Genomic DNA, 23,615 nt, shown 5'->3' on the forward strand with positions numbered 1-23,615 from the left:
GTTATGCCCTGTTGGAAGATCGTTGTTGTTCGACGAGGTCGGCTGGAGCGGCAATCGCGATGAAGCCCTTGGCATCGCGATCGACCAGCAGCACGCTGGCGCCGACCGGCAATGCCTCGGACTCCGCGCTGGCACGCGCCGACACGGTGTGCCAGTTGCCGAAGACATCCTTGAGACGGACCCGGCCGGGCAGGCCCTGATCGAGCGGGCCGACCGACACGGTTGCGACCTTGCCGACAAAGTCGCTGTCGTTGACCGCATAGCTCTCGTCGCGCGGAATGACGCGGGCGAGGCCGCGGCTGGTATTTCTGATCACGGGGATGCTGCCTGCGGCAGCAACCACCGCGGCAAGCGAGACCGGGATGGCGGTGCCTGCGGCATGCGCCAGTCCCTGAAGCAGGAAGCCTCCGATCGAGAAGATGCCGAGGATCAGGATGATCAGGATCAGGAGGGGAAGCCGTCCGGCGTTGATCCAGAGAAACAGGCCACTGAGAGCATTGTGGCTCTCGGCCTCGACCGCGAAATCCTTGCCGATCAATTCGCTGATCGAAAGTCCGATCATGGTGCTGAGCAGTTCGATACCGCCAAGTGCCACCATGATCGCGGCCGCGACCGCGAAGGGCCGCACGTCGGGGGCGAGCAGAATGTCGCCAACTGCACTCATTTTTCTGACTTGATCCTTTCAAGCCGCGCCGCGATTTCCTTTTCGCGATGCAGGCGATCGAGTTCGTCAAGCTCCTTGTCGCCGAGCACGCTGGAGGCGGGAACACCGGTGACCCGGGCGATCGCCGCCATGGCGCGCTCAGCACTCCATGTATTGGTCGTCGATGGGCCCCGGCTGGTTTCGTCCTGGGCCTCGCGGATCAGGCTTTGTTCGAGATCGGCCAAGCGCGTCTCCGCCTCGCGGCGCGCGCCGAGCATGGCCTGCAGCGCCTTGGTCTGCTCGTCGATTTCGAGTTCGATGAAATCCATCGCGCGTTCCAGCGCGATCACCTGCGACTCCAGATCAATTTGCCGTGCAACGCCGGCGCGCGCGAGATCCTCGCGATTTTCCGCAAGTGCGAGACGAATCTTTTCGTTCAGATTGGTCGTTTCGGTATCCAGTTCTTCGCGCCGCTTCTTCAGGCGGAATTCTTCGGCGCGCGACTTGCCGAGCGCGTAGCGCGCTTCGTCGGCGCCGGCGTCGATCTCGCGGATCGCCTGTTTGACCAGCGCGACCTTGTTGTTGTTCTCGACATTGTCGATGGTCTGGCTCGCGATGGCGGCAAGAAGCCGGCCCATGCGCGCAAGGATGCCTTCGTGAAGCATGGTCTTCTCCTCCGGTTGTGCTGATTTCGATTTGACGGCGATGTGGATTTCGTAGCCGCGTCCATCCGAGATCAAATGCGCCGGGAAGGGGCTTTCCCAGCCTGAGACATATCCCGGCACATCGAACGGCACCAAGACGCGTCCGCTAACAGTGCTAATGGTCAGTGAAGTTGGGCCCTTGATCGCAAACAACTTGTCGTCGAGCGGTATCCGGCGGACGGCGGCGCCTGCGATGTAATTGGCACGGTCGCGCAGGCCGAGCGTCACCAGCCGTGCGGGGAGGCCGGTCTCCTTGCGGATCTTCTCGTAGGCCTGGGCGTGCAGCGAGACGAGGTTGGCGCCGACGGGGGCGACCTCGGCGAGGATCGCCATCATCCGGTCATAGGCCGCAAAGGTCGCCTCGATCGCCTCGATGCCTGAAGGGTCAGGGGCGAGGGCGTAACGCAGGGTTGCGGTGGGCGTCTCGACGGGCAGCTTAATCATGCATCTAACGTAAAGCACTTCCTCAGTGCTTTACAAGAAGGGCGGTTGGTATCATTTTCGTGAGCCTAGATGCAGTTGCAAATGAGTTGCAATAACGGGACAGATCGGCCATCCTTGTCGGATGGATGCTCGGACCCCTGAACTGTCTTCCGTTTCGGTTCCCAATGCCGTGCCAAGTGGCTGGCGGGGCGATGCCGGACATGTGCGCAGCCTGCCTGAGGTGAACGCGACCGTCGCGGTGCCGTCAGGCGGCCTGTGGTGGCGGCGGCTGCTGGCCTTCGCCGGGCCGGGCTATCTGGTTTCGGTCGGCTATATGGACCCCGGCAACTGGGCCACCGACCTCGCGGGCGGATCGAAGTTTGGCTACACGTTGCTGTCGGTCATCCTGCTCTCCAACCTGATGGCGATCCTGCTGCAGGCGCTTGCCGCGCGGCTTGGCATCGCCACCGACCGCGACCTGGCGCAGGCCTGCCGCGCGACCTACTCGCGCCCGGTGAATTTGCTGCTGTGGCTCGCCTGCGAGGCCGCGATCATCGCCTGCGACCTCGCCGAGGTGATCGGCACCGCGATCGCGCTCAAGCTGCTGTTCGGCATTCCCCTGATCGGCGGCGCGCTGCTGGCGGCGCTGGATGCGTTCCTGCTGCTGCTCCTGATGAATCGCGGCTTCCGCTTCCTCGAGGCCTTCGTCATCGCGCTCTTGATCGTCATCGCGGTCTGCTTCGTCGTCCAGATCGCGGCCGCCGCGCCGCCGGTGGCCGCCGTGCTCGGCGGCTTCATCCCGTCGCGCGAGATCGTCACCAATCCGGAGATGCTGTACATCGCGATCGGCATCATCGGCGCCACCGTGATGCCGCATAATCTCTATCTGCACTCCTCGATCGTGCAGACCCGCGCCTACCCGCGCACCGAGGAGGGACGGCGCGACGCGATCAAATGGGCGACCACCGATTCCACCATCGCGCTGATGCTGGCGCTGTTCGTCAATGCCGCGATCCTGGTGCTGGCGGCCGCGACCTTTCACAAGAGCGGCCATTCCGATGTCGCCGAGATCGACCAGGCGTTCGAACTGCTGTCGCCGCTGCTCGGCCTCGGCATCGCCTCGACGCTGTTTGCCGTGGCGCTGCTCGCCTCCGGCCTCAACTCGACGGTGACGGCGACGCTGGCCGGCCAGATCGTGATGCAGGGCTTCCTCGACCTCAAGCTGCCCGACTGGCTGCAGCGGCTGGTGACCCGCGGCATCGCGATCGTCCCTGTCATCGTGGTCGCCGCGCTCTATGGCGAGAGCGGCACGGCGCAGCTGCTGGTGTTCAGCCAGGTCGTGCTGTCGATGCAGCTGCCGTTCGCGGTGATCCCGCTGGTGCGGTTCGTGTCCGACAAACGCAAGATGGGCGCGTTCGCGATCTCACGCCCCGTCGCGGTGGCGGCGTGGATCGTCGCAGGGTTGATCGTGATCCTGAACGTGAAGCTGCTGATCGATACGTTCTTCGGCAGCTAGTCCTGCGGCTCGGCGAGCACCTCGCCTGATGCGTCGACGCGCAGCCAGCCCGACGGCGCGAGCCGCTGCTGCGGCAGGAAGCGGCCCTTGTAGTCCATCTTCTTGGAGCCCTCGATCCAGTACCCGAGATAGACGTAAGGAAGGCCCTGCCGGCGGGCGCGGGCGATGTGGTCGAGGATCATGAAGGTACCGAGCGAGCGGGCCTCCAGCCCGGGCTCGAAGAACGAATAAACCATCGACAGCCCGTCGCTGAGCACGTCGGTCAGCGCCACCGCCATCAGCTCGTCGCCGCGGCCGGTGATGGCGCTGTCGCCATTGCGCTTGCGGTACTCGATGATCCGGGTCTCGACATGGCTGTCCTCGACCATCATGGCGTAGTCGAGCACGGTCATGTCGGCCATCCCGCCATTGCGGTGGCGGCGGTCGAGATAGGCGCGGAAGACCGAATATTGCTCCGAGGTCGGCACCGCGGTGCGCTGCTCGCCGATGATGTCGGCGTTGCGGGCCAGCACCTTGCGGAAGTTGCGGGAGGGGCGGAATTCGTTGGCGATCACCCGGACCGAGACGCAGGCCCGGCACTGGTCGCAGGCTGGGCGGTAGGCGATCGACTGGCTGCGGCGGAAGCCGCCATGGGTCAGCAAGTCGTTGAGATCGCCCGCTTTGTCGCCGACCAGGTGCGTGAAAACCTTCCGCTCATGTCGGCCCGGCAAATACGGGCAAGGCGAGGGCGCCGTCAAATAGAACTGGGGAGTATCACGCGAATGCTGGGTCACGTCAGATCGTCGGGCTCCACAAACAATACAGGCAGCCGAGTGAGCATCGCCCCCCTGAGGCTAACGGTCAATTGGTTTAGGCGGGCCTAATAGGAGGTCCGCGCGGCCGGGGCGACGGGGGTCCGGACCGAGCTGTTGATAATGACGGTTCCGAGGACGATGTCGTGCAGCAGCCGGCGGCGGCCGTTGAGCAGCCCGATCAGGAGCACTAGCGGCGACAGGAACGAGATCGTCACCCAGAACAGCACCGCATGGGTGGCGCCGAGCACGAAATAGCCGCGCGCACCGTACCAGGTCCGCAGTTCCAGATCCATCATGCGCATGCCGATGGTGGCCGAGTGCTGCCCGCCGATCGAGGCGCCGTAGTAGACGATCGCCCAGACGATCGAGGCCGGCGAGACCAGCCAGAACAGCGCCCAGCCGAGACCGAGCGTGACGAGGCCGAACACCGCGATGAAAATCACCGCCAGGATCACCGGCACCGACAGCACGAACAGGTCGATCAGGAACGCAAAGACACGTCGCGTCAGCACGCCGCGGAACAGGTCCGGCTGCATCATTGGGTCGAACGCATGCGGAGGAACGCCGCCGTCGTTGCGCCAGGCCTCGTTGCGCCAGGTGCCGCCGTCATTGCCGTAAGACATGACCAACCTCCGATGAAAGTCCCGCGCAGGACATGGGAACAGGAGGCGCATTCGCCAAGCCTGCGCGAACATTAACTAGCCGAAATAATCCGGCGATTCGGGGGCTGGATTGAGCGGTTCTACCTTCACGCCGTCATTGCGAGCGGAGCGAAGCGATCCACTTGTCGCAATAACGGGCGGCGGCCGTCAGCTCTCCGCCTTGATCTTTTCGGCGGCCTTCGGCGCGAAATAGGTGAGGATGCCGTCGGCGCCGGCGCGCTTGAAGCCGACCAGGCTCTCCATCATCGCGCGCTCGCCGTCGATCCAGCCATTGGCGGCGGCGCCCGCGATCATCGCGTACTCGCCGGACACCTGGTACACGAAGGTCGGCATCGCGAAATGGTCCTTCACGCGGCGGACGATGTCGAGATAGGGCATGCCCGGCTTCACCATCACCATGTCGGCGCCCTCGGCGATGTCGAGCTCGACCTCGCGCAGCGCCTCGTCGGAATTGGCGCTGTCCATCTGGTAGGTGCGCTTGTCGCCGGTCAGCGTCTTGGCCGAGCCGATCGCGTCGCGGAACGGGCCGTAGAAGGCGGAGGCGTATTTCGCCGCATAGGACATGATCTGCACGTCGCCGAAGCCGTTGTCGTCGAGCGCCTCGCGGATCGCGCCGATCCGGCCGTCCATCATGTCCGACGGCGCGATCACGTCGCAGCCGGCCTCGGCCTGGGTCAGCGCCTGCTTCACCAGCACCGCGACTGTCTCGTCGTTGAGGATCCTGCCGTCCTCGATCAGCCCGTCATGGCCATGGCTGGTGAAGGGATCGAGCGCGACGTCGCAGAGCACGCCGATGTCGGGAAACTCCTTCTTGATCGCGCGCACCGCCTGGCAGACCAGATTGTCGGGGTTGAGCGCCTCCGAGCCCTGCTCGTCGCGCAGCGACGGCTCGGTGAACGGGAAAAGCGCGATGCAGGGAATGTTGAGCCTTGCCGCGCGCTCGGCGTCGCGGACGATCTGGTCGACGGTGAGCCGGTCGACGCCGGGCATCGAGGCCACCGGCGTGCGGGTGTTGTGGCCATCGACCACGAACATCGGCCAGATCAGGTCATTGCTGGTCAGCACGTTCTCGCGCACCAGGCGTCGGGCCCATTCCGACTTGCGGTTGCGCCGCATCCGGATCGTGAGGTCGAGCGAGGGGGAGGCGAGGGCATCGCTCTGCCGCCGGGGCGCATCACGCAGTTCAATCGGGCGCCCGAATTTGATCGCCATGTCTTCTTCTCCTCGACGGACGGCATTCTGGACCTGATAAGGTCTGGACCTGATATAAGTCCGTTTCTAGCACCTGTCAGGGCCGCCGTCATTGCGCCGCTATTGCATCCGTGGCGCCCTTGATTTGCCGCAACGGCAATTGATTTTGCGTCCCCGGCGGGCCAAGACTGCGCCCATGAACCCCATTTTGCAGCCGCTCTGCGGCGATTCGGATGTCTGACACCTCTGCACGCGATCAGGCGCGGGACAATGCCATCTCGGTGAGCGCGATCTCGTCCGACCGGATCGAGCCGGACGACAATGCGTGGACGCGGCGCCTCGTCATCTTCCTGCGCATCATGGCCGTCGTCTCGGTCGCCAAGGGCCTCTATCACTGGGCCCAGGTGACCGGCTTCGTCGGCGGCGAGGAGGAGGCCTTCGAGAACCAGTCGATGGCCTGGCAGACCGCCACGATCTATTTCGCCGTCATCGAGCTCGTCGCCGCCGTCGGGCTCTGGCTCGCGACGCCCTGGGGCGCCGTGGTGTGGCTGACCACCGTGGTGTCGATGGCGGTCATCGAGCTGATGTTTCCCGGCATCTATGGCGGCAGTCTCACCGTGGTCGGGCTCGAGGCGCTGATGCTCGCCGCCTATCTCGCGCTGGCCTGGATGTCGGCGCGCGAACGCCCGCCATAGGCCGGCGTGCAGCGATGGCCTGATGCACTGTTGCCCCGTGGCGACAGCGCCACGAATAGCCGGCCGCGGCCGGCAATATTTGCCAGCCGTGCGCGCAACGAGAAGACAGCTCTGCTGGTTCTGATAGGTGGGTGCCGACAGATCGCATCCGTTTGAGACACTCCCTTGCGGGACCGTCTCTACGGGACCTGCCGTCGGGGCCCATTTCACCGGACCTCGGCGCGTGTGCCGGCCGGCTTTGCGCGGGCCGACGGCGGAACCGGTCTGGCCCCCACAACAGATCGGCACCGCTGCGCGCATCGCGTGCACGTCCCGCCGCTGCACTCCGATAAAATTTTCAAAGAATTTTCCGGTAACCGATCGGTCACCGTAAAGGGTTCCCTCATACCCGTTACGCCACCGTTTCGAATTCAGACGATGCTGTTTCCGAATGTGACAGGGCAGGCAGACGAAGCGTGAACAAGGGTCCGCCACCGTCAATGAAAAGTTGCGAAAAGCCTTTGATCCATGGGCTTAATCCACGATTCACTGTCTTAAATTCATGATCTCTTTATTCTCTTATTTAAGCGGATATTCAAACGGCCCCCTTACGTTGGACCTATCAGGCGGGACACAAGTTTCGTCGAATAAAGTCGATAAAAACGACAAACAGGGGAAGTGTCATGATGAAAGCCGTTGCGACAACGGCGGCGGATGCCGCTGATCGCGCTACCGGTCAAGCTCCGGTGCAGCCGCTCTATCTCGAAGCCCTGACTTTGGTGGAGCGGCTGCATCGCCGGCTCCTCGACGTCATCAAGGACGAATTCGATCGTCGTGGCCGCGCCGACATCAACTCGGTGCAGGCGCTGCTCCTGTACAACATCGGCGACAAGGAGTTGACCGCCGGCGAGCTGCGCACCCGCGGCTACTATCTCGGCTCCAACGTCTCCTACAATCTGAAGAAGCTCGTCGAGCTCGGCTTCCTCGATCATCAGCGCTCGCGCGTCGATCGCCGCTCGGTCCGCATCCGGCTGACCCCGCAGGGCCAGGAGGTCCGCAAGATCGTCGACGCACTCTATCAGAAGCACGTCAAGACGGTGGAGCAGGTCGGCGGCATCTCGAACGAGGAGTTCGCGAGCCTCAACAAGTCGCTGCATCGCCTCGAGCGGTTCTGGACCGACCAGATCCTGTATCGCCTCTGAGCCTTCCCGTTTTCGCCTGATGGCCAAGCCGGCCGCGCGAGAAGACCGGCAGCCTTCCTTCAGTCCAGCCTTGCTCCGGTCCAACCTTGCTCCAGTCAACGCATCGGTCATGCCCGGCCGATGCGTTTTTCATGCTGCACCTGCGAAAATAAATGGGCCCCGGCGAGGAACCAAGGCGTTCCCTGCGGCTTATCCGTTAGCCAACGGAGAGGCAGGGATATGTTGCTCGAACGCGGGATTGAGGTGCTGAATGTCGAGGTCGTCGGTGACGCCTACGCGATCGCCTCGAACTATCTGCGCAAATCCGGCGCCATCCCCGACAATTTCGCCACCAATGAGCGCCTGCTCGGCATCATCGTGAAGCTGTTCCAGCGTGGTGAGATGAATCGCCTCCGCCTCGCCAACAAGGCGATCGCGAAGTTCGAGGCCGAGACGCTGGTGGTCGCCTGAGCGTCAACCCGGAGACTTCAATGGAAGCCGCTATCGATCGGATCATGCAGACGTATGATCTGCTGCTCAACCGCACGCCCGCTGCGAGCGAGGAAGCGCGGGCGAAGGTGACAGAGTACGTGCAGACGCTGTTCGACGCCGGCGAGCGCGATCCGCATCGGTTGACGGTGTGCGGGCTGACCTATCTGCGCCAGCTCGACGGTAGTACCGACCACGTGAAGGCCGGCTATACCGGGCTGTAGCGGCGCGCCTGGCTTCGCGGTCTGATTCCGCGTCGTCGGCAAGGCTTCCTCGGCGGCGATTTGCTTTGCTCGCAACGACGCGATGACGGTGCAGGTTCCTCGCGCACGATCGTCGTCCTGAAAGCAGGACCTATAACCACCGCATTTGGCGATGAGCGGGATCGCGGCCCCAGCGTCGCGCAACAATAGTGATTTGGGGTAATGGGTCCTGGCTTTCGCCAGGACGACACTGAGTTTGTCGCAACTCAAAACTGAAATGGAGCAACCGAAACCGCCAACTTTCCGTCGCTCGATTTCTGCACGGTGAATTCGACTTCCTTGGAAGCCTTGATGTCGCCCACGGAAACCGAGATGCCGCCGCTGCATTGCAATGTTCGCTTGTCCTCACTTGCCGAGGTCGTGACGATCTTTTCACCGAGGAGGTATTGTGGATTTGCGTTTTCCGCGGTGGGCTTCGCCGTCGATTCCCTGGCGGCGAAATTGACAAGCGGATTGCGGTGATCGTTGGAGATGGTCTGGAGCACGGCCTTCCGGGTTTCGATTGAATCGCACTCGAGTTGATCGCCGCAACCACCCAGAACAACCAGAACCGGAAACCCTAAAAACCAAAGCAGTCGTGACGGCATGCCGATTGACTTGTGTGGGATGGATGGTTTCCGACAACCGACCCAACGGAGCATGGTTCCTGCGCTCGCGCTCGGCGCGGCCGCTCCGGCTGCGGCTTGCGATCTTGCTAACCGGCCGGCCACTATCGAAGGGAACGCTAATCTTGCCGCTCCGTTGGTCCTCGATTGCTTGCGAGGACCCGATCATGCGCGCAACCGTCCTATTCGCTGTCCTGGCGTTCGTCCTGGCGTTCGGCGTTGCAGGACTGGCAAGTGTGAGCCCAGCCAGCGCCCGGGATTATCGCTGGTGCGTGCAGGGGCGCGGCGTCGGCTATCCCGGCGATTGCATGTACCAAACCCGCGCCCAGTGTCTCGCGTCAGCTTCCGGAAGGAACGTGACCTGCGGGATCAATCCTCGTGCCGCATATGGGCAGCAGCGGCGGGGATATCGCGACCGCTATTGATTGTCGCGCCTATGGCGCGCGCGAGGCGGTTGGGGAAGGGCGCACCCTAAGGGTGATGCGGTTAGCCGGGGCCGCTTTTTGAGCCTGCCGTTTTTGAAACCTCTCCTGCCCTATGGAATCTCTCCTGCCCTATGGATAGGTGTGGCCTTTCTGAGCAACGCGCACAGCCAGTGGCGTGCGGGGAAGATCCCCAAACTCGGACGAGTCGTAGTCTCGGCCTTCAGGTGTCACGATGTGGATGTCGTAACACTGCGACCGTGAAAGCTCTTTTGCCTTGCGTAGAGCCGCTTCGGCCGTGCCACGACGGTGCACGATCTCTCCAAACTTGCACCTAGCTTTTACGGTGAAGCTCATCTTTCTTCTTTTTCTTGTTTCGTTTGACGACCTCGGCCTGAGCCCGGAACGCTTGGGCGAGGCTCTTCATTTGCTCGGCCGCGAATTCGTCAGCCGTCCGCACCGCCGCCTGCTCGGCGGTCTTGGCCTGTTTCTTCAGGTCCTTGGCCATGCCCATGCCCTGTAACGTCCATGCCGTTTCGCCAGTTCCATCCGTCTGATCTCATTGACGCGAAGCTGGCAGGAACTTTTTAGGCTTCCCGGGCTTTTTGATTTTGCTTTCGGGGCAGCCAAACGTCAGCGTTGGAGAGAGGAGCCATGAAGCGACGACGCCGGGTTAGGCAGATTTTCCCTCTTGAAAAACGCCTTGCCCAAGAAGCCGAACGGCTACGTCAACGGGCCAAGAACCTTCCTCCCTGTCGAGAGCGAGAGACCCTGTTGAGGCAGGCGCGGCATGACGAAACCACCGCCAATTTGGCGGCGTGGCTACTGTCTCAAGGTCCGCGGGCACCCATCTAGGAGGACGCTCAATGCATACAAACCACCACCATATCGACGGTGTGGAGATTGCCTTTGTCAGCGCTGCGACCGTGTCGCTTGTGGCTCTCATCGCCTCCATGGCCTGGCTTTTGCTAGGGTGAAATTCCGAACCAGGGCTCCGATCCGAGACCTTCGATCGGGATCGTTAGGCGGAACCCATGGAATGAAAGATCTCCAGCGTGACCAATGAGCCAAAGACTGCGCCGGTCACAGCGAGGAAGACAGCGAAATAGTAGATCCGATACATAAGGCAACCTCTCCCGGATGCGTACCAAGCCTCCGGATAACGGACGCGTCCTTTGATGGTTCGAAGGCACGCGGGGTGGCTTTGCGACCTTCGCGCGAGGCGAGCGGCGGGCATCACGAGCGGATTTGCTCTCCCGCCGCCATGAATCGCTCACGCCGCGCGTGACGACCGATCGGAATCGTCGAGCAACCGGCCTAGTATCCGGCGTTCTTCCTCGATCCTCCGTCGATAGCGTTCGCGCTCTTGTTCCGAGGTCGCGCTATCCAGCAGGAATTGATAGTGACCGATGACTTTTTCGCTGCCTCTTATCAGCAGTTGTTGCAGCCCATTCATGGCGTGATCTCCTCGCAAGCTGCGCGATCGAACGAGGAGGGAAGGGATGGAATGTCGGCCGCGAGGCCTTGCATTGCCGTGGTTTCTTCGGACAGCCGTCTTTCGATGAATTCGCGCTCGAGGTCGGAGAGCTGGGTCTGCAGCAATCGCCGATACCGATGAATATTGTTGCGATGAGCGCGCAACTGTTCAAGCCGGTGGTCGAACAGTTCTGAGCTCCGGCGCCTTGCCTGTCCAAATCTTGACCGCCAGCGTCCCTCGAGGCGGTCGATGACCTGCTTCGGTACTGTCATCTCGCGCTCCTATGCAGCCAGGCAGCGGTCGACGGAGCGCAGGCGGGCAGGCCGGCCGCCTGGCGGATGGTGCGGATCGCTGTCGAGCGCGCGAAGCGCTTCGAGGATGTCGCTGACAGGAACGGGCGCTTTGAGCCCCTTGGGTGCGCGCAAAGCGGGATTGGACGCTACAGCGCGGGCGTCCGAGGCCCAGGATGCCAGGAGAGCGCGTTTCTCGGCCAGGCTCAGGCGAGAATCCCGCACCACATCGTGCGGGACCCCATATTGGTGGTGATCGCCAATCGGCAGATGAAAGCCAATAACGTTATGAGCAGGCGCGGTCGTCGGCCGCATGGATACCTCCGTTCGAAAGACGAGTTGCTGAGAAGAGTGAGAAGACGAAGCCGCGACCTGTTCGTCGGACGCGGCTTCGCCGGTTCAATCTCAGGCGGCGACGTTTTCGAGCTGTCGGGGCGCCGTGTTCGATGCCGCGTTGATCGCGATGCGTCGCGGCTTCATCGCCTCCGGCACTTCGCGCGCCAGCTCGATCCTGAGAAGCCCGTTGTCGAACGCCGCGCTCTTGACCTCGACGTAGTCGGCCAAGCTGAACTGGCGCTTGAATCTGCGCGTCGAGATGCCCTGATAGATGTATTCGCGCTCGGCCTTCTCGACCTTGACGCCTTCGACAGTCAGAACGTTCTGCTCTGCCGTGACGGAAATCTCATCCGGCGCAAAACCGGCGATCGCGAGCACGATCTGATAGCTGTCTTCGGACAGCCGTTCGATGTTGTAGGGCGGGTAGTGATCTTCGCCGGCCCGGTGGGCTGCTTCGGCAAGATCAAAGAGCCGGTCGAATCCGATGGTCGACCGGAACAGGGGAGAGAAGTCGTATGTGCGCATAGCCAAATCCTCCATAGAGCAAGATGGATATGAACGGCACCGGACACGACCGGTGCCCGTCTCGCCTGGCCCCGAGGGGCGACCAGGCCCCAGCCTCCGCGTTGGGGGCTGGCGCGAAAGAAAATAAAAACCGGAGATATCGTGTCAAGAACCCGACCGAAAAATTTTTGCGGTTGATTCTCCGCGTCAGAACCGCGGCTGAAGCGGCGGCGGATCAGCGCCGCTCGAGGGAGGCCTGTTGCAGACAAGACATGCCGGTGGAAAATTAGGTCGCCGATTTACATAGGCTAATGCCGGAACCGCGGGGGCGTTGATCGATTGGACTGCCTGGCTCCAACAGCTCAGCCCCGGATCAGGCAACCGGCCCCAGCACCGGCCTCCGGGCCCCCCCAAAGGTGCTGGGGCCGTTTCGTTGCGCGACCCTGGTCCGTTCCGGCGAGCTTGGATAGGGCCGCCATCACTTGCGTGAATAGCGCCCCGTCTGCTCTGAGCGAGCAGACGGGGCGTCGATGCTACTTATTCTCCGGCTTCCAAGTCGTGCTGGCGCGATCGTATTTGAAACCAGGTGCGGCCTTCAGGCTGTCCTTGGTCTCGTCGAGCGTAAGCCACCACTTGTCTTCTTTCTTTTGAGACTTGACGGCCGTGAACGGCACGATCACGTCCTTTTCGCCGGCGCCGAGGAAGCCGCCGACACCGACGACGAGACCGGTCACCTTGCCGGACTTGTCGACAAGCACGTCGTCGATCGTCCCGATCTTGGATTCCTTCGGGTCGTAGACATTCTGCTTGTAGTAATTGGTGATGGTCGAACTGTCCGCCGGAGCGGCGGGCATGGTGGTTGCGGCATGCGCGGCGGTAGCGAACGCTGCGGCCATGATGCAGCCGATAGCTAAGTACTTCATAAGTGAAACTCCTCGCCTTCAGTGAAGATGGCCGAACAGGTAGATACCGCCGCCGATGACGATGATCGCCGGCACGGCCCAAAGAATGATGACTGGCATGCGATCGCCTCCTAGTCCGAGGTACAGACCTTGACGCTCTTCATGCCAGTCTCGGCCTCGGAGCGCGTCTTGTAGACAGTGCCTGACGGGCTGACGACGGTGGTCGTCGTGTCGACGGGCTTCTTGTCGACGATCGTGCACTTCTTCGTCTTCACATCCTGGACGACGTAGAATTCATCCGCTGCGAATGCCGGCGAGACGAAAGCGGCAAGCAAAGATGCCGCGACAATGGTCTTAAACTTCATGTTCTCTCCTCCAATAGCCGTACCAATCGGCGGAGGTGGAACGGGAGAAAATGGCGAAGGTTCCTAGAACCGAACTTGCGTTGGCGAGCCGTGCCGAATCAAAGCAAGCGAAAAATGACCGGAGATGGTGCGGCGATTTGCAGCACTGGCTAGCTGCGCCCTCCGGCTTGCCGAAGGCTGTGGCGAATGGTCGCTAGGGACACGCAGACGCGAGACCGGCGAGCGATTCCTGACCCGAAGGGACCGCGCTGTCCGAGTGGCGATGCGATCACGTGACCGGATGCAGCCGGCGATCCGCAGGCTGCTTTCCGAAAATTCAGGAGGAAGCCCCATGATCTCGTCCCACATGCGCCTGTTCGGCGCGGTCGTCGCGCTGTTGCTCGGGGCGAGCGGTCCGGCGCCCGCGCAGCAGCTCGAGCTCAAGCTGATGGCGCCGGCGGCGCCGGGCGGCGGCTGGGATCAGACCGCGCGTTCGATGCAGCAGGCGCTGGTCGCGGCCGGCATCGCGCGCAGCGTCCAAGTCACCAACGTTCCCGGCGCCGGCGGCAGCGTCGGCATCGCGCAGTTCGTCAACGGCGCCAAGGGCGACGGCAACCAGATGATGGTGAACGGCTTCGTCATGGTGGGCGCACTCGCCATGAACAAGTCGCCGGTGACGCTGGATCAGGTGACGCCGATTGCGCGCCTCACCGAGGAGACCCAGGTCATCGTGGTGCCGGCGAACTCGCCGATCAAGACGGCGCAGGATCTCGCCGCCGCGGTGAAGGCCGATATCGCCAAGGTGACCTTTGCCGGCGGCTCGGCCGGCGGTGTCGACCACGTGATGGCGGCGCTGTTCGCCGGCACGGTCAGCGCCGACGCCAAGAAGATCAACTACATTCCGTTCTCGGGTGGCGGCGAGTCGCTTGCAGCCATTCTCGGCGGCAAGGTCACGGCTGGCATTTCCGGCCTCAGCGAATATGAAGGCCAGATCAAGGCCGGCAAGTTGCGCGCGCTCGGCGTGACGTCGGCGAAGCGACTGCCGGGCGTCGATATCCCGACCTTCAAAGAGCAGGGCATCGATCTCGTGCTGGCCAATTGGCGCTCGGTGGTCGCTCCGCCCGGCATCACGCCGGAGCAGCGCAAGGTGCTGAGCGATGCGGTCGAGAAGATGGTGAAGTCCGATTCCTGGAAGGAGATCCTGAAGCAGAAGGGCTGGGATGACGCCTATCTCGGCGGCGACGCCTTCGCGGATTTCCTGAAGAAGGAGATCACGCGCGTGACCGAGGTGCTGAAGTCCGTCGGCCTCGTGAAGTCATGACGCCGGACGCGGCGTCTGAAAACCTCCGGCCGGCGCCGGCGCGCCGCGTCGATCGCGCCGGCGTGGTCATCGCGGCCGCGCTTGCCGGGCTTGCTGCGGTGCTGGTGTGGGACGCCAGCAAGCTGCCGTCGACCACGATGTACGGCATGGGGCCGGAGGCGATGCCGGTCGTCATCGCGATCGGCCTTGTCATCCTCGCGGTCGGCAATCTGATCGACGCGCTGCGCGGCAAGCTGCCGCCGCGCGAGAGCATGGATCCGAAACCGGTGTGGCTGATCATCGGGGGCCTGACGCTCCTGATCGCCATCATCGGCTTTGGCGGCGGCTTCATCCTCGCCACCTCGGCGCTGTTCGTCACCACGTCGGCGGCGTTTGGCCGCCGCGCCGTCCTGGCCGACACCGCCATCGCGCTGGTGATCACGACGCTGATTTATCTCGCGTTCGACAAGCTGTTGACGCTGAGCCTTCCCGCCGGCCCGCTGGAGCGACTGCTGTGATGGACACTTTCGCCGCGCTGGCGCACGGCATGGCGGTCGCCATGCAGCCGATGAACCTGCTCTACGCCCTGATCGGCGTGTTCCTGGGCACCGCGGTCGGCGTGTTGCCGGGCATCGGACCGGCGCTGACGGTCGCGCTGCTGCTGCCGGTGACCTACAAGCTCGATCCCGGCGGCTCGCTGATCATGTTCGCCGGCATCTATTATGGCGGCATGTATGGCGGATCGACCACCGCGATCCTGATCAATACGCCGGGCGAGAGCGCGTCGATGGCGACCGCGCTCGAGGGCAACAAGATGGCCAAGGCCGGCCGCGGCGGCCCGGCGCTGGCGACCTCGGCGATCGGCTCGTTCGTGGCCGGCACCATCGCCACCATCGGCCTCGCATTCCTCGCGCCATGGCTGGTCGATTTCGCCGTGCGCTTCGGGCCGGAGGATTACTTCGCGCTGATGTGCGTCGCCTTCGTCACGGTGTCGGCGACCTTCGGCGACTCGCCGGTCCGCGGCCTCACCAGCCTGTTCATCGGCCTCACGCTCGGGCTGGTCGGCATCGACAAGCTGACCGGTCAGGCGCGGCTTGCCTTCGGCATCCCCGAACTGCTCGACGGCGTCGAGGTGACGACGCTCGCGGTCGGCCTGTTCGCGGTCGGCGAGGCGCTCTATGTCGCCTCGCGCCGGCATCACGCCGAGGAGAAGCTCGAGCCGGTGCGCGGCTCGCTGTGGATGACGCGGGAGGACTGGCGGCGGTCGTGGAAGCCGTGGCTGCGTGGCACGCTGTTCGGTTTTCCGATCGGGGCGCTGCCGGCCGGCGGGGCGGAGATCCCGACATTCCTGTCCTATTCCACCGAGCGGCGGCTGACCAAACATCCGGAGGAGTTCGGCAAGGGAGCGATCGAAGGCGTCGCAGGGCCGGAAGCGGCGAACAACGCGTCCGCCGCCGGCACGCTGGTGCCGCTGCTGACGCTGGGGCTGCCGACCTCGGCGACCGCGGCGATGATGCTGGCGGGCTTCCAGCAATACGGCCTCAACCCGGGGCCGCTGTTGTTCGCGGAGCGGCCCGACCTGGTGTGGGGCCTGATCGCGAGCCTGTTCATCGCCAACGGCATGCTGCTGGTGCTCAATCTGCCGCTGGTCGGCCTTTGGGTGCGGCTGCTGGCGATCCCGCAGCCCTGGCTCTATGCCGGCATCCTGGTGTTCGCCACCATGGGCACGATCGCTGCGAAGCCGTCGGTCGTCGAGCTGTCGATGCTGGCGGCGTTCGGCGTCATGGGCTTTCTGATGCGCCGGTTCGACTTCCCGATCGCGCCCGTCGTGATCGGGCTGATCCTCGGGCCGATCGCCGAAAGCCAGTTGCGCCGCGCGCTGGCGATCAGCCTCGGCGATCCCATGGTGCTGCTGCAAAGCCCGATGTCGGCGACGCTGCTTGGCATAGCGCTGATCGCGCTGCTGGCGCCGTTCGTGCTCAAGGGATTGGGGCGATTCAAGGCGAACGAGGATTAGGACGCGACCAGACCGTAAAAGGCCCGCTCCGGGGCTCGCATTTCGGAGCGGGCCAGTCTGGGCACGGCAAATATCGCCGCGACGCGAAACCTAGCGTGACAAGCTGACACCACCCTGACGACAGCGAAAAAAGAGAGGCGGCCGAATGCCGCCTCTCGGTCACATGATTTTCCGTGAACTGAAAGTTCAGCTCACCATTTGTAGGCGAGGCTCGCCGTGATGCGGCGGCGATCGCCGTAGTAGCAGGAGCTGATGGTCGCGCAGCTCGCGACATAAATCTTGTCAGTGACGTTCACGACGTTGAGCGCCGCGCGCCAGTTGTTGTCCCATTCGTAATGCAAGGCGAGGTTGCCAAGCACGACCCCCGGGACGCGTGCGGTGTTCGCGGTGTCGGCGGTTGCGCGAGCAACGCGTTGAAACCTCGAGGCGATAGTTGTCTCGTCCGCGGTCCCCGCGCGGTCGGGAAGGGGAGTCACGTTCCACTCGGCGGCTGCCACAGCCGTGCTGGCCGCGCGGCGGGGCGGCCGTCCGGCCGGCTAGCAATCCCCGCCATCCCCACCATATCTGGCATAATTGACCGGCAGGGACCGCAACCGCTTGGCCATTTTGGGGCGATGTGATAACGCTCTGAAACCAGCTTCGACCGCCACTCGTGACCGTCCGCATCCTGCCTAAAGGCTTGCGGCGGTGGAGATATTTCGCCGATGACCTCGTCCAGCAAGACCGCTTCCGCGCCCGATTCCTTCTTCACCGCGACCCTCGCCCAGGCCGATCCCGAGATCGCCGCCGCGATCAAGGGCGAGCTCGGCCGGCAGCGTCATGAGATCGAGCTGATCGCCTCCGAAAACATCGTCAGCCGCGCCGTGCTGGAGGCGCAGGGCTCGGTGATGACTAACAAATATGCGGAGGGTTATCCGGGCGCGCGCTACTACGGCGGTTGCGAGTGGGTCGACGTCGCCGAGACGCTGGCGATCGAGCGCGCCAAGAAGCTGTTCGGCGCCGGCTTCGCCAACGTCCAGCCGAACTCTGGCAGCCAGATGAACCAGGCGGCGTTTCTGGCGCTGCTGCAACCCGGCGACACCTTCATGGGCCTCGACCTCGCGGCCGGCGGCCATCTCACCCATGGTTCGCCGGTCAACATGTCAGGCAAGTGGTTCAAGGCCGCGCACTACACCGTGCGCCGCGAGGACCAGATCATCGACATGGACGAGGTGCAGAAGCTGGCCGAGCAGGTCAAGCCGAAGCTGATCATCGCCGGCGGCTCGGCCTATTCGCGCGCCTGGGACTTCAAGCGCTTCCGCGAGATCGCGGATTCCGTCGGCGCGTATCTGCTGGTCGACATGGCGCATTTCGCGGGCCTCGTGGCCGGCGGCGTGCATGCCTCGCCGGTGCCGCACGCCCACGTCACCACCACCACGACGCACAAGTCGCTGCGCGGCCCGCGCGGCGGCCTGATCCTCACCAATGACGAGACGCTGGCCAAGAAGCTGAACTCGGCGATCTTCCCGGGCCTGCAGGGCGGTCCGCTGATGCACGTCATCGCCGCCAAGGCGGTGGCGTTCGCAGAAGCGCTGCGGCCGGACTTCAAGGTCTATGCCAAGAACGTGGTCGAGAACGCCAAGGCGCTGGCGGAGACGCTGCGCGGCCATGGCCTCGACATCGTCTCGGGCGGCACCGACAACCATCTGATGCTGGTCGACCTCAGGCCGAAGGGCCTGAAGGGCAACATCTCCGAGAAGGCGCTGGTGCGCGCCGCCATCACCTGCAACAAGAACGGTATCCCGTTCGATCCCGAAAAGCCGTTCGTCACCTCCGGCCTGCGGCTCGGTACGCCGGCGGCGACCACGCGCGGCTTCGGCGTCGCCGAGTTCAAGCAGGTCGGCGGCATGATCGCGGAAGTGCTGAATGCGCTGGCGCAGTCGCCGGACGGCAAGGCGCCGCTGGTCGAGGCCGCGATCAAGGAGCGCGTCAAGGCGCTGACCGATCGCTTCCCGATCTATCAGTAAAAGGTCGTTGCTAGAGGTCCCGTCGGATGCGCTGCCCGAGCTGCAATTCTCTCGACACGCAGGTCAAGGACTCGCGTCCGACCGAGGACTCCGCGGTCATTCGCAGGCGTCGCGTCTGCATGGCCTGCAACTTCCGCTTCACGACCTTCGAGCGGGTGCAGCTGCGCGAACTGACCGTGATCAAGCGCAACGGCCGCCGCGTGCCGTTCGACCGCGACAAGCTGGTGCGCTCGCTGCAGATCTCCTTGCGCAAGCGCCCGGTGGAATCCGAGCGGGTGGAGAAGATGGTGTCCACCATCGTGCGCGAGCTCGAAAGCGGCGGCGAGGCCGAGGTCTCCTCTGAGGCGATCGGCGAGATCGTGATGGAGCATCTGCGCCAGCTCGACGACGTCGCCTATGTGCGCTTCGCCTCGGTCTACCGCAATTTCCGCGAGGCCAAGGACTTCGAGGCCGTGCTCGACGAATTGACCGGCGAAGAGGACCCGCGGCTCGCGACGCTACGCAAATGATCTTCCGCATTCTGGAAGACCAGTTCGCGCAGAAGGCCAAAGAGGCCAAGGAAGCGGCAAAGGCGGCCGATCTGCGCTTCATGCAGCTGGCGCTGGCGCTTGGCCGGCGCGGGCTCGGGCGCACCTGGCCCAATCCGGCGGTCGGCGCCGTCATCGTCAAGGACGGCGTGATCGTCGGCCGCGGCTGGACGCAAGCAGGCGGCCGGCCGCATGCCGAGGTCGAGGCACTCAGACGCGCCGGCGATGCCGCGCGCGGCGCCACGCTCTACGTGACGCTCGAACCCTGCTCGCATTTCGGCCGCTCGCCGCCCTGTGCGGACGCCGTTGTGGCGGCCGGGCTCGCCCGCGTCGTCTCGGCGATCGAGGATCCCAATCCGGAAGTCGCGGGGCAGGGGCACTCCAAGCTGCGTGCCGCGGGCATCGCGGTCGATGTCGGGCTGTGCGCGGAAGAGGCCGCGCGCGACCATGCCGGGCACTTCCGCCGCATCCGCGACAAGCGCCCGCATGTGATCCTCAAGCTCGCGGTGTCCGCCGACGACAAGATCGCTGCCAGCGGCCGTAAGCCGGTTACGATCACCGGAGAGGCCGCGCGGACGCGCGTGCATCTGCTGCGCGCGCAGAGCGATGCGATCCTGGTCGGCATCGGCACGGTCAAGGCCGACGATCCGCTCTTGACCTGCCGGCTGCCCGGCATGGCGGCGCGCTCGCCGGTGCGCCTGGTGCTGGACCGCGCGCTGCGGATCTCTGGCGACAGCCGCCTGGTGCATTCGGCGCGCGAGACGCCGCTCTGGGTGCTGAGCTCGGATATGGCGGAGGCGCCTGCCGCGGTGAAGCTAGGTGCCGCCGGCGCGCAGGTGATCCGCGTCGCCGCCGGCGCGTCCCAAGGGCTCGATCTGCCGTCCGTCCTGCATATGCTGGCGGAGAAGGGGATCTCGCGGCTGCTGGTCGAGGGCGGATCGCGCGTGGCAAATTCTTTCGTGGCAGCCGGCCTTGTCGACGAGATCTGGCTGTTGCGCGGGCCTGATGCGATCGGTGCCGACGGCGTTCCCGCGCTGGACGCAATGCCGCTCGACGCAATCACGCAGTCGCCCGCCTTCCGGCTTCGTGCTAGCGAAGCCTTGGCCAAAGATGTTTTGACTATCTACGATCGATCCTAGGTCGTCATGCCCGGGCTTGACCCGGGCATCCACGTCTTGGTCGCCAGCAGTGAAGTAAGTCGTGGATGGCCGGGTCAAGCCCGGCCATGACGAAGAGTAAGAGGTTTGTTGTGTTCACGGGAATTGTCACCGATATCGGTGAGATCACCAGCCTGAAGCAGGTGGCGCAGGGGCAGCTGCACCGGATGCGGATTGCCTGCGACTACGACCAGACCACGATCGCCGACGGCGCCTCGATCGCCTGCAATGGCGTCTGCCTCACCGTCGTCGCCTCCGGCACCGCCGATGGCAAGACCTGGTTCGATGTCGATGCCGCGGCCGAGACGCTCGGCATGACCACCGCCAAGCATTGGGGACAGGGCAGCCGGCTCAATCTCGAGCGCGCGCTCAAGATCGGCGACGAACTCGGCGGTCACATCGTGGCCGGGCATGCCGACGGCATCGCCACCATCGTCAAGCGCGACGATCTGCCCGACATGGCGCGCTTCGAGCTGCGAACCAGCCGCGAACTGGCGCGTTTCATCGCGGCGAAGGGATCGGTCACACTGGACGGCGTGTCGCTGACCGTGAACACGGTCGACCACGTCAGCTTTTCGGTGCTGATCATCCCGCACACGCTTTCCGTGACGACCCTGAGCGGCTGGAAGGCCGGCAGCGAGGTCAATATCGAGGTCGATCTGATGGCCCGCTACGCGGCGCGGCTGTCGGAGATGAAATGACGGCATAGCGGTCATTCCGGGGCGATGCGCAAGCATCGAACCCGGAATCTCGAGATTCCCCGGTGCACTATTGTGCACCTGCGGTCTGGTCCTTCGGACCATCCCGGAATGACAGTGCCTGAGGCATTCGTGCTTGGCTTCAGTCGTCGGGGCGACTACAAACTCGCGAAACGTTGACATCCAACGTTATCGGTAAATGTCAACAATATGAAATGGATACGTAGATGGCTGACGCGCGGCGCGCACCCCTGAAGGACCAGACCGACATTACCGGCGCACGCGTGCTGATCGTCGAGGCGCGGTTCTATGACGACATCCAGGACGCGCTGCTGGAAGGCGCGTTGGCCGAGATCAAGGCCGCGGGTGCGACGCACGACGTGATCACGGTGCCGGGCGCGCTGGAGATTCCGGCGGCGATTGCGATCGCGATCGATGCGGCTGAAGCGAACGGCAAGCCGTATGACGCGGCGATCGCGCTCGGCTGCGTGGTGCGCGGCGACACCATCCATTTCGAGATCGTCTCGCAGGAGTCCTCGCGCGGATTGATGGATTTGGCCATCAGCCGGAAATTCCCGCTCGGCAACGGCATCCTCACCGTCAACACCGAGGCGCAGGCCTGGGCGCGGGCGCGCGCCAGCGAACTCAACAAGGGCGGCGACGCGGCGCGTGCGGCGCTGGCGATGCTGCGGATCAAACGCCGCCTGGCAAAGGCCTGACCATGGCAGACAACAAGAAGCCCGCGAAAGCCCCCGACAGAAAAGCCAACCGCCGCGGCGCGGCACGGCTCGCGGCGGTACAGGCGCTCTATCAGATGGACATTGGCGGCGCCGGCATCAACGACATCTTCGCCGAGTTCGAGAGCCACTGGCTCGGCAACGAGGTCGAGGGCGAGAAATATTTGCCGGCGGAAGCCGCGTTCTTCCGCGACGTGGTCTCCGGCGTGGTGCGCGACCAGGCCCGGCTCGATCCTTTGATCGACGAGGCGCTGTCGAAGGGCTGGCCGCTGAAGCGGATCGACGCTATCCTGCGCGCGGTGCTGCGGGCAGGCTCCTACGAGCTCGAGCACCGCAAAGACGTGCCGGGCCGCGTGGTGGTCTCCGAATATGTCGACGTCGCGCATGCCTTCGTTGAGAAGGACGAAACCGGCATGGTCAACGCCGTGCTCGACCAGATCGCGCGCCAGTTCCGCGGCGACGAGTTTGTGCGGAGCTAGGTGCCGCGATGCCGCCCACCTCCGTAGCCGTCACCCTGAGGTGCCGTAGCGAAGCGGAGGCCTCGAAGGGCGACGGCGTGGCGCTACGGTCGCATCGGGGCCGTGCATCCTTCGAGGCTCGCTTTGCTCGCACCTCAGGATGACGGGTTGATGACCCAAGCAAGCAAACATACCTCCGGCGAAGACTCCCTAATCGCGCGCTATTTCAAGCCGCTCGCGACCGATCCGGGTGCGTTCGGGCTCGACGACGACGCCGCCGCGCTGAGGGCGGCCGGCGAGGACATCGTGGTCACCACGGACGCCATCGTCGAGGGCGTGCATTTCCTCGGCGATGATCCGCCCGACACGCTGGCGCGCAAGGCGCTGCGGGTGAACCTCTCCGACATCGCCGCCAAGGGCGCGGTGCCGGCGGGCTTCGTGCTGACGCTGGCGCTGCGCGGCGCCGAGGAGGCCTGGCTGAAGCCGTTTGCCCGGGCGCTCGGCGAGGACGCCGCGCATTTCGGCTGCCCGCTGCTCGGCGGCGACACGGTCTCGACACCGGGGCCGCTGATGATCTCGATCACTGCGTTCGGCCGGGTGCCGCAGGGCACGATGGTGCATCGCGCGGGAGCACAGGCGGGCGACCGTGTGTTCGTCACCGGCACGATCGGAGACGCCGCGCTCGGCCTCGATGTGCTCCGGGGTGGCCCGGTCGCCGCGGCTCTGGCGGACGATGTCGTCGGGCGGGATTTTCTTGCCGCCCGTTACCGTGTTCCGCAGCCGCGGGACGCCTTGGCCACGGCCGTCCGCACCCACGCCAGCGCCGCGATGGATGTGTCCGACGGTCTTGCCGGCGATCTGACCAAGCTTTGCGCAGCCAGTGGTGTGGCGGGCGTGATCAACGTGCCGAGCATCCCGTTGTCGTCTGCAGCCGCAGGGCTGCTCGCGCGCAGGGCGATCGGTATCGAGACCTTGGTGGCCGGCGGTGATGATTACGAGCTCTTGTGCGCGGTCCCGAGCGATCATGTCGACGCGTTTCTGCGCGACGCACGGCAGGCCAAGGTCGCGGTGACCGCAATCGGCGGCCTGATCGCAGGCTTGTCGCCACCAAGCTTCCTCGACGGGCAGGGGCGGGAACTGAAGCTGAGGCGGCTGTCCTACAGCCATTTCTAGAGCGTTTTCGAGCGAAGCGGGCACCGGTCCGCGTTAAGAAAACGCGTCGGAACGGAAGCAGCTCTGGACTTCCCGCGCCTGATCGCGCCGATTTTCCTTCTAAATAGCTGCCGATATCGGCG

General features: G+C 64.3%; 29 protein-coding genes and 1 pseudogene. 16 read left to right on the forward strand and 14 right to left on the reverse strand.

The annotated features are described in order from the left end of the window. Window position 1: 1 nt before the first annotated feature. On the reverse strand, window positions 2-664 hold the full coding sequence (locus J2R80_RS26650) for an OB-fold-containig protein (protein ID WP_076834388.1): 663 nt from the start codon (window positions 662-664) through the stop codon (window positions 2-4). Then, window positions 661-1,791: a PspA/IM30 family protein gene (locus tag J2R80_RS26655; RefSeq protein WP_253623801.1), complete on the reverse strand. Its 1,131-nt coding sequence runs from the start codon at window positions 1,789-1,791 to the stop codon at window positions 661-663. Before J2R80_RS26655 ends, J2R80_RS26650 begins: the two co-directional genes overlap by 4 nt. Before the next feature lie 121 nt (window positions 1,792-1,912). On the opposite strand from J2R80_RS26655, the gene J2R80_RS26660 reads away from it, so the two are divergent. Next, window positions 1,913-3,286, forward strand: a complete 1,374-nt coding sequence (locus J2R80_RS26660; protein ID WP_076834384.1) for an Nramp family divalent metal transporter — start codon at window positions 1,913-1,915, stop codon at window positions 3,284-3,286. Here J2R80_RS26660 and J2R80_RS26665 read toward each other — a convergent pair. From J2R80_RS26665 to hemB, 3 genes are all read right to left on the reverse strand, one after another. Next, window positions 3,283-4,059: an arginyltransferase gene (locus J2R80_RS26665; protein ID WP_076834382.1), complete on the reverse strand. Its 777-nt coding sequence runs from the start codon at window positions 4,057-4,059 to the stop codon at window positions 3,283-3,285. The genes J2R80_RS26660 and J2R80_RS26665 overlap by 4 nt on opposite strands. Window positions 4,060-4,145: 86 nt before the next feature. Continuing rightward, window positions 4,146-4,703, reverse strand: a complete 558-nt coding sequence (locus tag J2R80_RS26670; protein WP_057020739.1) for an RDD family protein — start codon at window positions 4,701-4,703, stop codon at window positions 4,146-4,148. Between the two features lie 186 nt (window positions 4,704-4,889). Then, window positions 4,890-5,954: a porphobilinogen synthase gene (gene hemB, locus J2R80_RS26675; RefSeq protein WP_076834380.1), complete on the reverse strand. Its 1,065-nt coding sequence runs from the start codon at window positions 5,952-5,954 to the stop codon at window positions 4,890-4,892. 212 nt (window positions 5,955-6,166) lie between these two features. Here hemB and J2R80_RS26680 point away from each other — a divergent pair, with 212 nt between their 5' ends. From J2R80_RS26680 to J2R80_RS26695, 4 genes are all read left to right on the forward strand, one after another. Beyond that, window positions 6,167-6,628: a DUF6163 family protein gene (locus tag J2R80_RS26680; RefSeq protein ID WP_016845013.1), complete on the forward strand. Its 462-nt coding sequence runs from the start codon at window positions 6,167-6,169 to the stop codon at window positions 6,626-6,628. 662 nt (window positions 6,629-7,290) lie between these two features. After that, window positions 7,291-7,809, forward strand: a complete 519-nt coding sequence (ldtR, locus tag J2R80_RS26685) for a transcriptional regulator LdtR (protein ID WP_018271925.1) — start codon at window positions 7,291-7,293, stop codon at window positions 7,807-7,809. A 219-nt stretch (window positions 7,810-8,028) separates the two neighbouring features. Further along, window positions 8,029-8,259, forward strand: coding sequence for a hypothetical protein (locus J2R80_RS26690; protein WP_016845011.1), 231 nt, complete (start codon window positions 8,029-8,031; stop codon window positions 8,257-8,259). Window positions 8,260-8,279: 20 nt separating this feature from the next. Continuing rightward, complete coding sequence (locus tag J2R80_RS26695) at window positions 8,280-8,501, forward strand: hypothetical protein (protein ID WP_050384934.1); 222 nt, start codon at window positions 8,280-8,282, stop codon at window positions 8,499-8,501. 245 nt (window positions 8,502-8,746) lie between these two features. Here J2R80_RS26695 and J2R80_RS26700 read toward each other — a convergent pair whose 3' ends face one another. Continuing rightward, window positions 8,747-9,127, reverse strand: coding sequence for a hypothetical protein (locus J2R80_RS26700; protein ID WP_141341081.1), 381 nt, complete (start codon window positions 9,125-9,127; stop codon window positions 8,747-8,749). A gap of 185 nt (window positions 9,128-9,312) precedes the next feature. Here J2R80_RS26700 and J2R80_RS26705 point away from each other — a divergent pair, with 185 nt between their 5' ends. Further along, window positions 9,313-9,570 (forward strand): DUF3551 domain-containing protein, encoded by a 258-nt coding sequence (locus J2R80_RS26705; RefSeq protein WP_076834407.1) that lies wholly within the window; start codon window positions 9,313-9,315, stop codon window positions 9,568-9,570. 331 nt (window positions 9,571-9,901) lie between these two features. On the opposite strand, the gene J2R80_RS26710 is transcribed toward J2R80_RS26705, so the two are convergent. From J2R80_RS26710 to J2R80_RS26745, 7 genes are all read right to left on the reverse strand, one after another. After that, a complete protein-coding gene (locus tag J2R80_RS26710) occupies window positions 9,902-10,075 on the reverse strand; it encodes a hypothetical protein (protein WP_225158918.1) in 174 nt (57 codons plus the stop codon). Window positions 10,076-10,840: 765 nt separating this feature from the next. Further along, window positions 10,841-11,023: a hypothetical protein gene (locus J2R80_RS26720; RefSeq protein WP_057020734.1), complete on the reverse strand. Its 183-nt coding sequence runs from the start codon at window positions 11,021-11,023 to the stop codon at window positions 10,841-10,843. Next, window positions 11,020-11,316, reverse strand: coding sequence for a hypothetical protein (locus J2R80_RS26725; RefSeq protein ID WP_253639739.1), 297 nt, complete (start codon window positions 11,314-11,316; stop codon window positions 11,020-11,022). Before J2R80_RS26725 ends, J2R80_RS26720 begins: the two co-directional genes overlap by 4 nt. 9 nt (window positions 11,317-11,325) lie before the next feature. Further along, on the reverse strand, window positions 11,326-11,649 hold the full coding sequence (locus tag J2R80_RS26730; RefSeq protein ID WP_076834374.1) for a hypothetical protein: 324 nt from the start codon (window positions 11,647-11,649) through the stop codon (window positions 11,326-11,328). 90 nt (window positions 11,650-11,739) lie between these two features. Next, a complete protein-coding gene (locus tag J2R80_RS26735; protein WP_057020733.1) occupies window positions 11,740-12,195 on the reverse strand; it encodes an Hsp20 family protein in 456 nt (151 codons plus the stop codon). A gap of 512 nt (window positions 12,196-12,707) precedes the next feature. After that, window positions 12,708-13,097 carry a PRC-barrel domain-containing protein gene (locus J2R80_RS26740; RefSeq protein ID WP_076834372.1) on the reverse strand — a complete coding sequence of 130 codons (390 nt, stop codon included), beginning with the start codon at window positions 13,095-13,097 and terminating at the stop codon, window positions 12,708-12,710. Between the two features lie 110 nt (window positions 13,098-13,207). Continuing rightward, a complete protein-coding gene (locus tag J2R80_RS26745) occupies window positions 13,208-13,441 on the reverse strand; it encodes a hypothetical protein (RefSeq protein ID WP_057020731.1) in 234 nt (77 codons plus the stop codon). Between the two features lie 331 nt (window positions 13,442-13,772). Between J2R80_RS26745 and J2R80_RS26750 the strand changes: the two genes are divergently transcribed. From J2R80_RS26750 to J2R80_RS26760, 3 genes are read left to right on the forward strand one after another with little or no spacing between them, the layout of a single operon-like run. Beyond that, window positions 13,773-14,741, forward strand: coding sequence for a tripartite tricarboxylate transporter substrate binding protein (locus J2R80_RS26750; protein WP_076834371.1), 969 nt, complete (start codon window positions 13,773-13,775; stop codon window positions 14,739-14,741). After that, complete coding sequence (locus J2R80_RS26755; protein ID WP_076834369.1) at window positions 14,738-15,238, forward strand: tripartite tricarboxylate transporter TctB family protein; 501 nt, start codon at window positions 14,738-14,740, stop codon at window positions 15,236-15,238. Before J2R80_RS26750 ends, J2R80_RS26755 begins: the two co-directional genes overlap by 4 nt. After that, entirely contained in the window at window positions 15,238-16,737 is a 1,500-nt protein-coding gene (locus tag J2R80_RS26760; RefSeq protein ID WP_057020728.1) for a tripartite tricarboxylate transporter permease, read from the forward strand. Before J2R80_RS26755 ends, J2R80_RS26760 begins: the two co-directional genes overlap by 1 nt. A gap of 191 nt (window positions 16,738-16,928) precedes the next feature. Here the strand turns inward: J2R80_RS26760 and J2R80_RS26765 are convergent. Beyond that, window positions 16,929-17,135 (reverse strand): annotated as a pseudogene (locus J2R80_RS26765) (hypothetical protein); the annotation flags it as partial. Window positions 17,136-17,441: 306 nt separating this feature from the next. Between J2R80_RS26765 and glyA the strand changes: the two are divergent. The 7 genes from glyA (at window position 17,442) to thiL (ending at window position 23,493) form a co-directional block, all read left to right on the forward strand. Further along, complete coding sequence (gene glyA / locus J2R80_RS26770; RefSeq protein WP_057020726.1) at window positions 17,442-18,743, forward strand: serine hydroxymethyltransferase; 1,302 nt, start codon at window positions 17,442-17,444, stop codon at window positions 18,741-18,743. Between the two features lie 26 nt (window positions 18,744-18,769). After that, entirely contained in the window at window positions 18,770-19,252 is a 483-nt protein-coding gene (gene nrdR / locus J2R80_RS26775; protein ID WP_016844999.1) for a transcriptional regulator NrdR, read from the forward strand. Continuing rightward, a complete protein-coding gene (ribD, locus tag J2R80_RS26780; RefSeq protein WP_076834367.1) occupies window positions 19,249-20,409 on the forward strand; it encodes a bifunctional diaminohydroxyphosphoribosylaminopyrimidine deaminase/5-amino-6-(5-phosphoribosylamino)uracil reductase RibD in 1,161 nt (386 codons plus the stop codon). Before nrdR ends, ribD begins: the two co-directional genes overlap by 4 nt. 110 nt (window positions 20,410-20,519) lie before the next feature. Next, on the forward strand, window positions 20,520-21,128 hold the full coding sequence (locus J2R80_RS26785; protein WP_076834365.1) for a riboflavin synthase: 609 nt from the start codon (window positions 20,520-20,522) through the stop codon (window positions 21,126-21,128). A 224-nt stretch (window positions 21,129-21,352) separates the two neighbouring features. Next, entirely contained in the window at window positions 21,353-21,844 is a 492-nt protein-coding gene (ribH, locus tag J2R80_RS26790) for a 6,7-dimethyl-8-ribityllumazine synthase (protein WP_076834363.1), read from the forward strand. 2 nt (window positions 21,845-21,846) lie between these two features. After that, the gene (gene nusB, locus J2R80_RS26795) at window positions 21,847-22,341 is read left to right on the forward strand and encodes a transcription antitermination factor NusB (RefSeq protein WP_016844994.1); all 495 of its coding nucleotides are present in this window, start codon (window positions 21,847-21,849) and stop codon (window positions 22,339-22,341) included. A 150-nt stretch (window positions 22,342-22,491) separates the two neighbouring features. After that, on the forward strand, window positions 22,492-23,493 hold the full coding sequence (gene thiL, locus J2R80_RS26800; protein WP_076834361.1) for a thiamine-phosphate kinase: 1,002 nt from the start codon (window positions 22,492-22,494) through the stop codon (window positions 23,491-23,493). The last annotated feature ends 122 nt before the right edge of the window (window positions 23,494-23,615 follow it).

The organism is Bradyrhizobium sp. USDA 4541 (assembly GCF_024171085.1).
GTDB lineage: Bacteria > Pseudomonadota > Alphaproteobacteria > Rhizobiales > Xanthobacteraceae > Bradyrhizobium > Bradyrhizobium australafricanum.

Coding starts and splice junctions, on each gene's coding strand:
- J2R80_RS26650 (WP_076834388.1), bottom strand. CDS start 664: ATGAGTGCAGTTGGCGACATTCTGCTCGCCCCCGACGTGCGGCCCTTC.
- J2R80_RS26655 (WP_253623801.1), bottom strand. CDS start 1,791: ATGATTAAGCTGCCCGTCGAGACGCCCACCGCAACCCTGCGTTACGCC.
- J2R80_RS26660 (WP_076834384.1), top strand. CDS start 1,913: ATGGATGCTCGGACCCCTGAACTGTCTTCCGTTTCGGTTCCCAATGCC.
- J2R80_RS26670 (WP_057020739.1), bottom strand. CDS start 4,703: ATGTCTTACGGCAATGACGGCGGCACCTGGCGCAACGAGGCCTGGCGC.
- hemB (WP_076834380.1), bottom strand. CDS start 5,954: ATGGCGATCAAATTCGGGCGCCCGATTGAACTGCGTGATGCGCCCCGG.
- J2R80_RS26680 (WP_016845013.1), top strand. CDS start 6,167: ATGTCTGACACCTCTGCACGCGATCAGGCGCGGGACAATGCCATCTCG.
- ldtR (WP_018271925.1), top strand. CDS start 7,291: ATGATGAAAGCCGTTGCGACAACGGCGGCGGATGCCGCTGATCGCGCT.
- J2R80_RS26690 (WP_016845011.1), top strand. CDS start 8,029: ATGTTGCTCGAACGCGGGATTGAGGTGCTGAATGTCGAGGTCGTCGGT.
- J2R80_RS26695 (WP_050384934.1), top strand. CDS start 8,280: ATGGAAGCCGCTATCGATCGGATCATGCAGACGTATGATCTGCTGCTC.
- J2R80_RS26700 (WP_141341081.1), bottom strand. CDS start 9,127: ATGCCGTCACGACTGCTTTGGTTTTTAGGGTTTCCGGTTCTGGTTGTT.
- J2R80_RS26705 (WP_076834407.1), top strand. CDS start 9,313: ATGCGCGCAACCGTCCTATTCGCTGTCCTGGCGTTCGTCCTGGCGTTC.
- J2R80_RS26710 (WP_225158918.1), bottom strand. CDS start 10,075: ATGGCCAAGGACCTGAAGAAACAGGCCAAGACCGCCGAGCAGGCGGCG.
- J2R80_RS26720 (WP_057020734.1), bottom strand. CDS start 11,023: ATGAATGGGCTGCAACAACTGCTGATAAGAGGCAGCGAAAAAGTCATC.
- J2R80_RS26725 (WP_253639739.1), bottom strand. CDS start 11,316: ATGACAGTACCGAAGCAGGTCATCGACCGCCTCGAGGGACGCTGGCGG.
- J2R80_RS26730 (WP_076834374.1), bottom strand. CDS start 11,649: ATGCGGCCGACGACCGCGCCTGCTCATAACGTTATTGGCTTTCATCTG.
- J2R80_RS26735 (WP_057020733.1), bottom strand. CDS start 12,195: ATGCGCACATACGACTTCTCTCCCCTGTTCCGGTCGACCATCGGATTC.
- J2R80_RS26740 (WP_076834372.1), bottom strand. CDS start 13,097: ATGAAGTACTTAGCTATCGGCTGCATCATGGCCGCAGCGTTCGCTACC.
- J2R80_RS26745 (WP_057020731.1), bottom strand. CDS start 13,441: ATGAAGTTTAAGACCATTGTCGCGGCATCTTTGCTTGCCGCTTTCGTC.
- J2R80_RS26750 (WP_076834371.1), top strand. CDS start 13,773: ATGATCTCGTCCCACATGCGCCTGTTCGGCGCGGTCGTCGCGCTGTTG.
- J2R80_RS26755 (WP_076834369.1), top strand. CDS start 14,738: ATGACGCCGGACGCGGCGTCTGAAAACCTCCGGCCGGCGCCGGCGCGC.
- J2R80_RS26760 (WP_057020728.1), top strand. CDS start 15,238: ATGGACACTTTCGCCGCGCTGGCGCACGGCATGGCGGTCGCCATGCAG.
- glyA (WP_057020726.1), top strand. CDS start 17,442: ATGACCTCGTCCAGCAAGACCGCTTCCGCGCCCGATTCCTTCTTCACC.
- nrdR (WP_016844999.1), top strand. CDS start 18,770: ATGCGCTGCCCGAGCTGCAATTCTCTCGACACGCAGGTCAAGGACTCG.
- ribD (WP_076834367.1), top strand. CDS start 19,249: ATGATCTTCCGCATTCTGGAAGACCAGTTCGCGCAGAAGGCCAAAGAG.
- ribH (WP_076834363.1), top strand. CDS start 21,353: ATGGCTGACGCGCGGCGCGCACCCCTGAAGGACCAGACCGACATTACC.
- nusB (WP_016844994.1), top strand. CDS start 21,847: ATGGCAGACAACAAGAAGCCCGCGAAAGCCCCCGACAGAAAAGCCAAC.
- thiL (WP_076834361.1), top strand. CDS start 22,492: ATGACCCAAGCAAGCAAACATACCTCCGGCGAAGACTCCCTAATCGCG.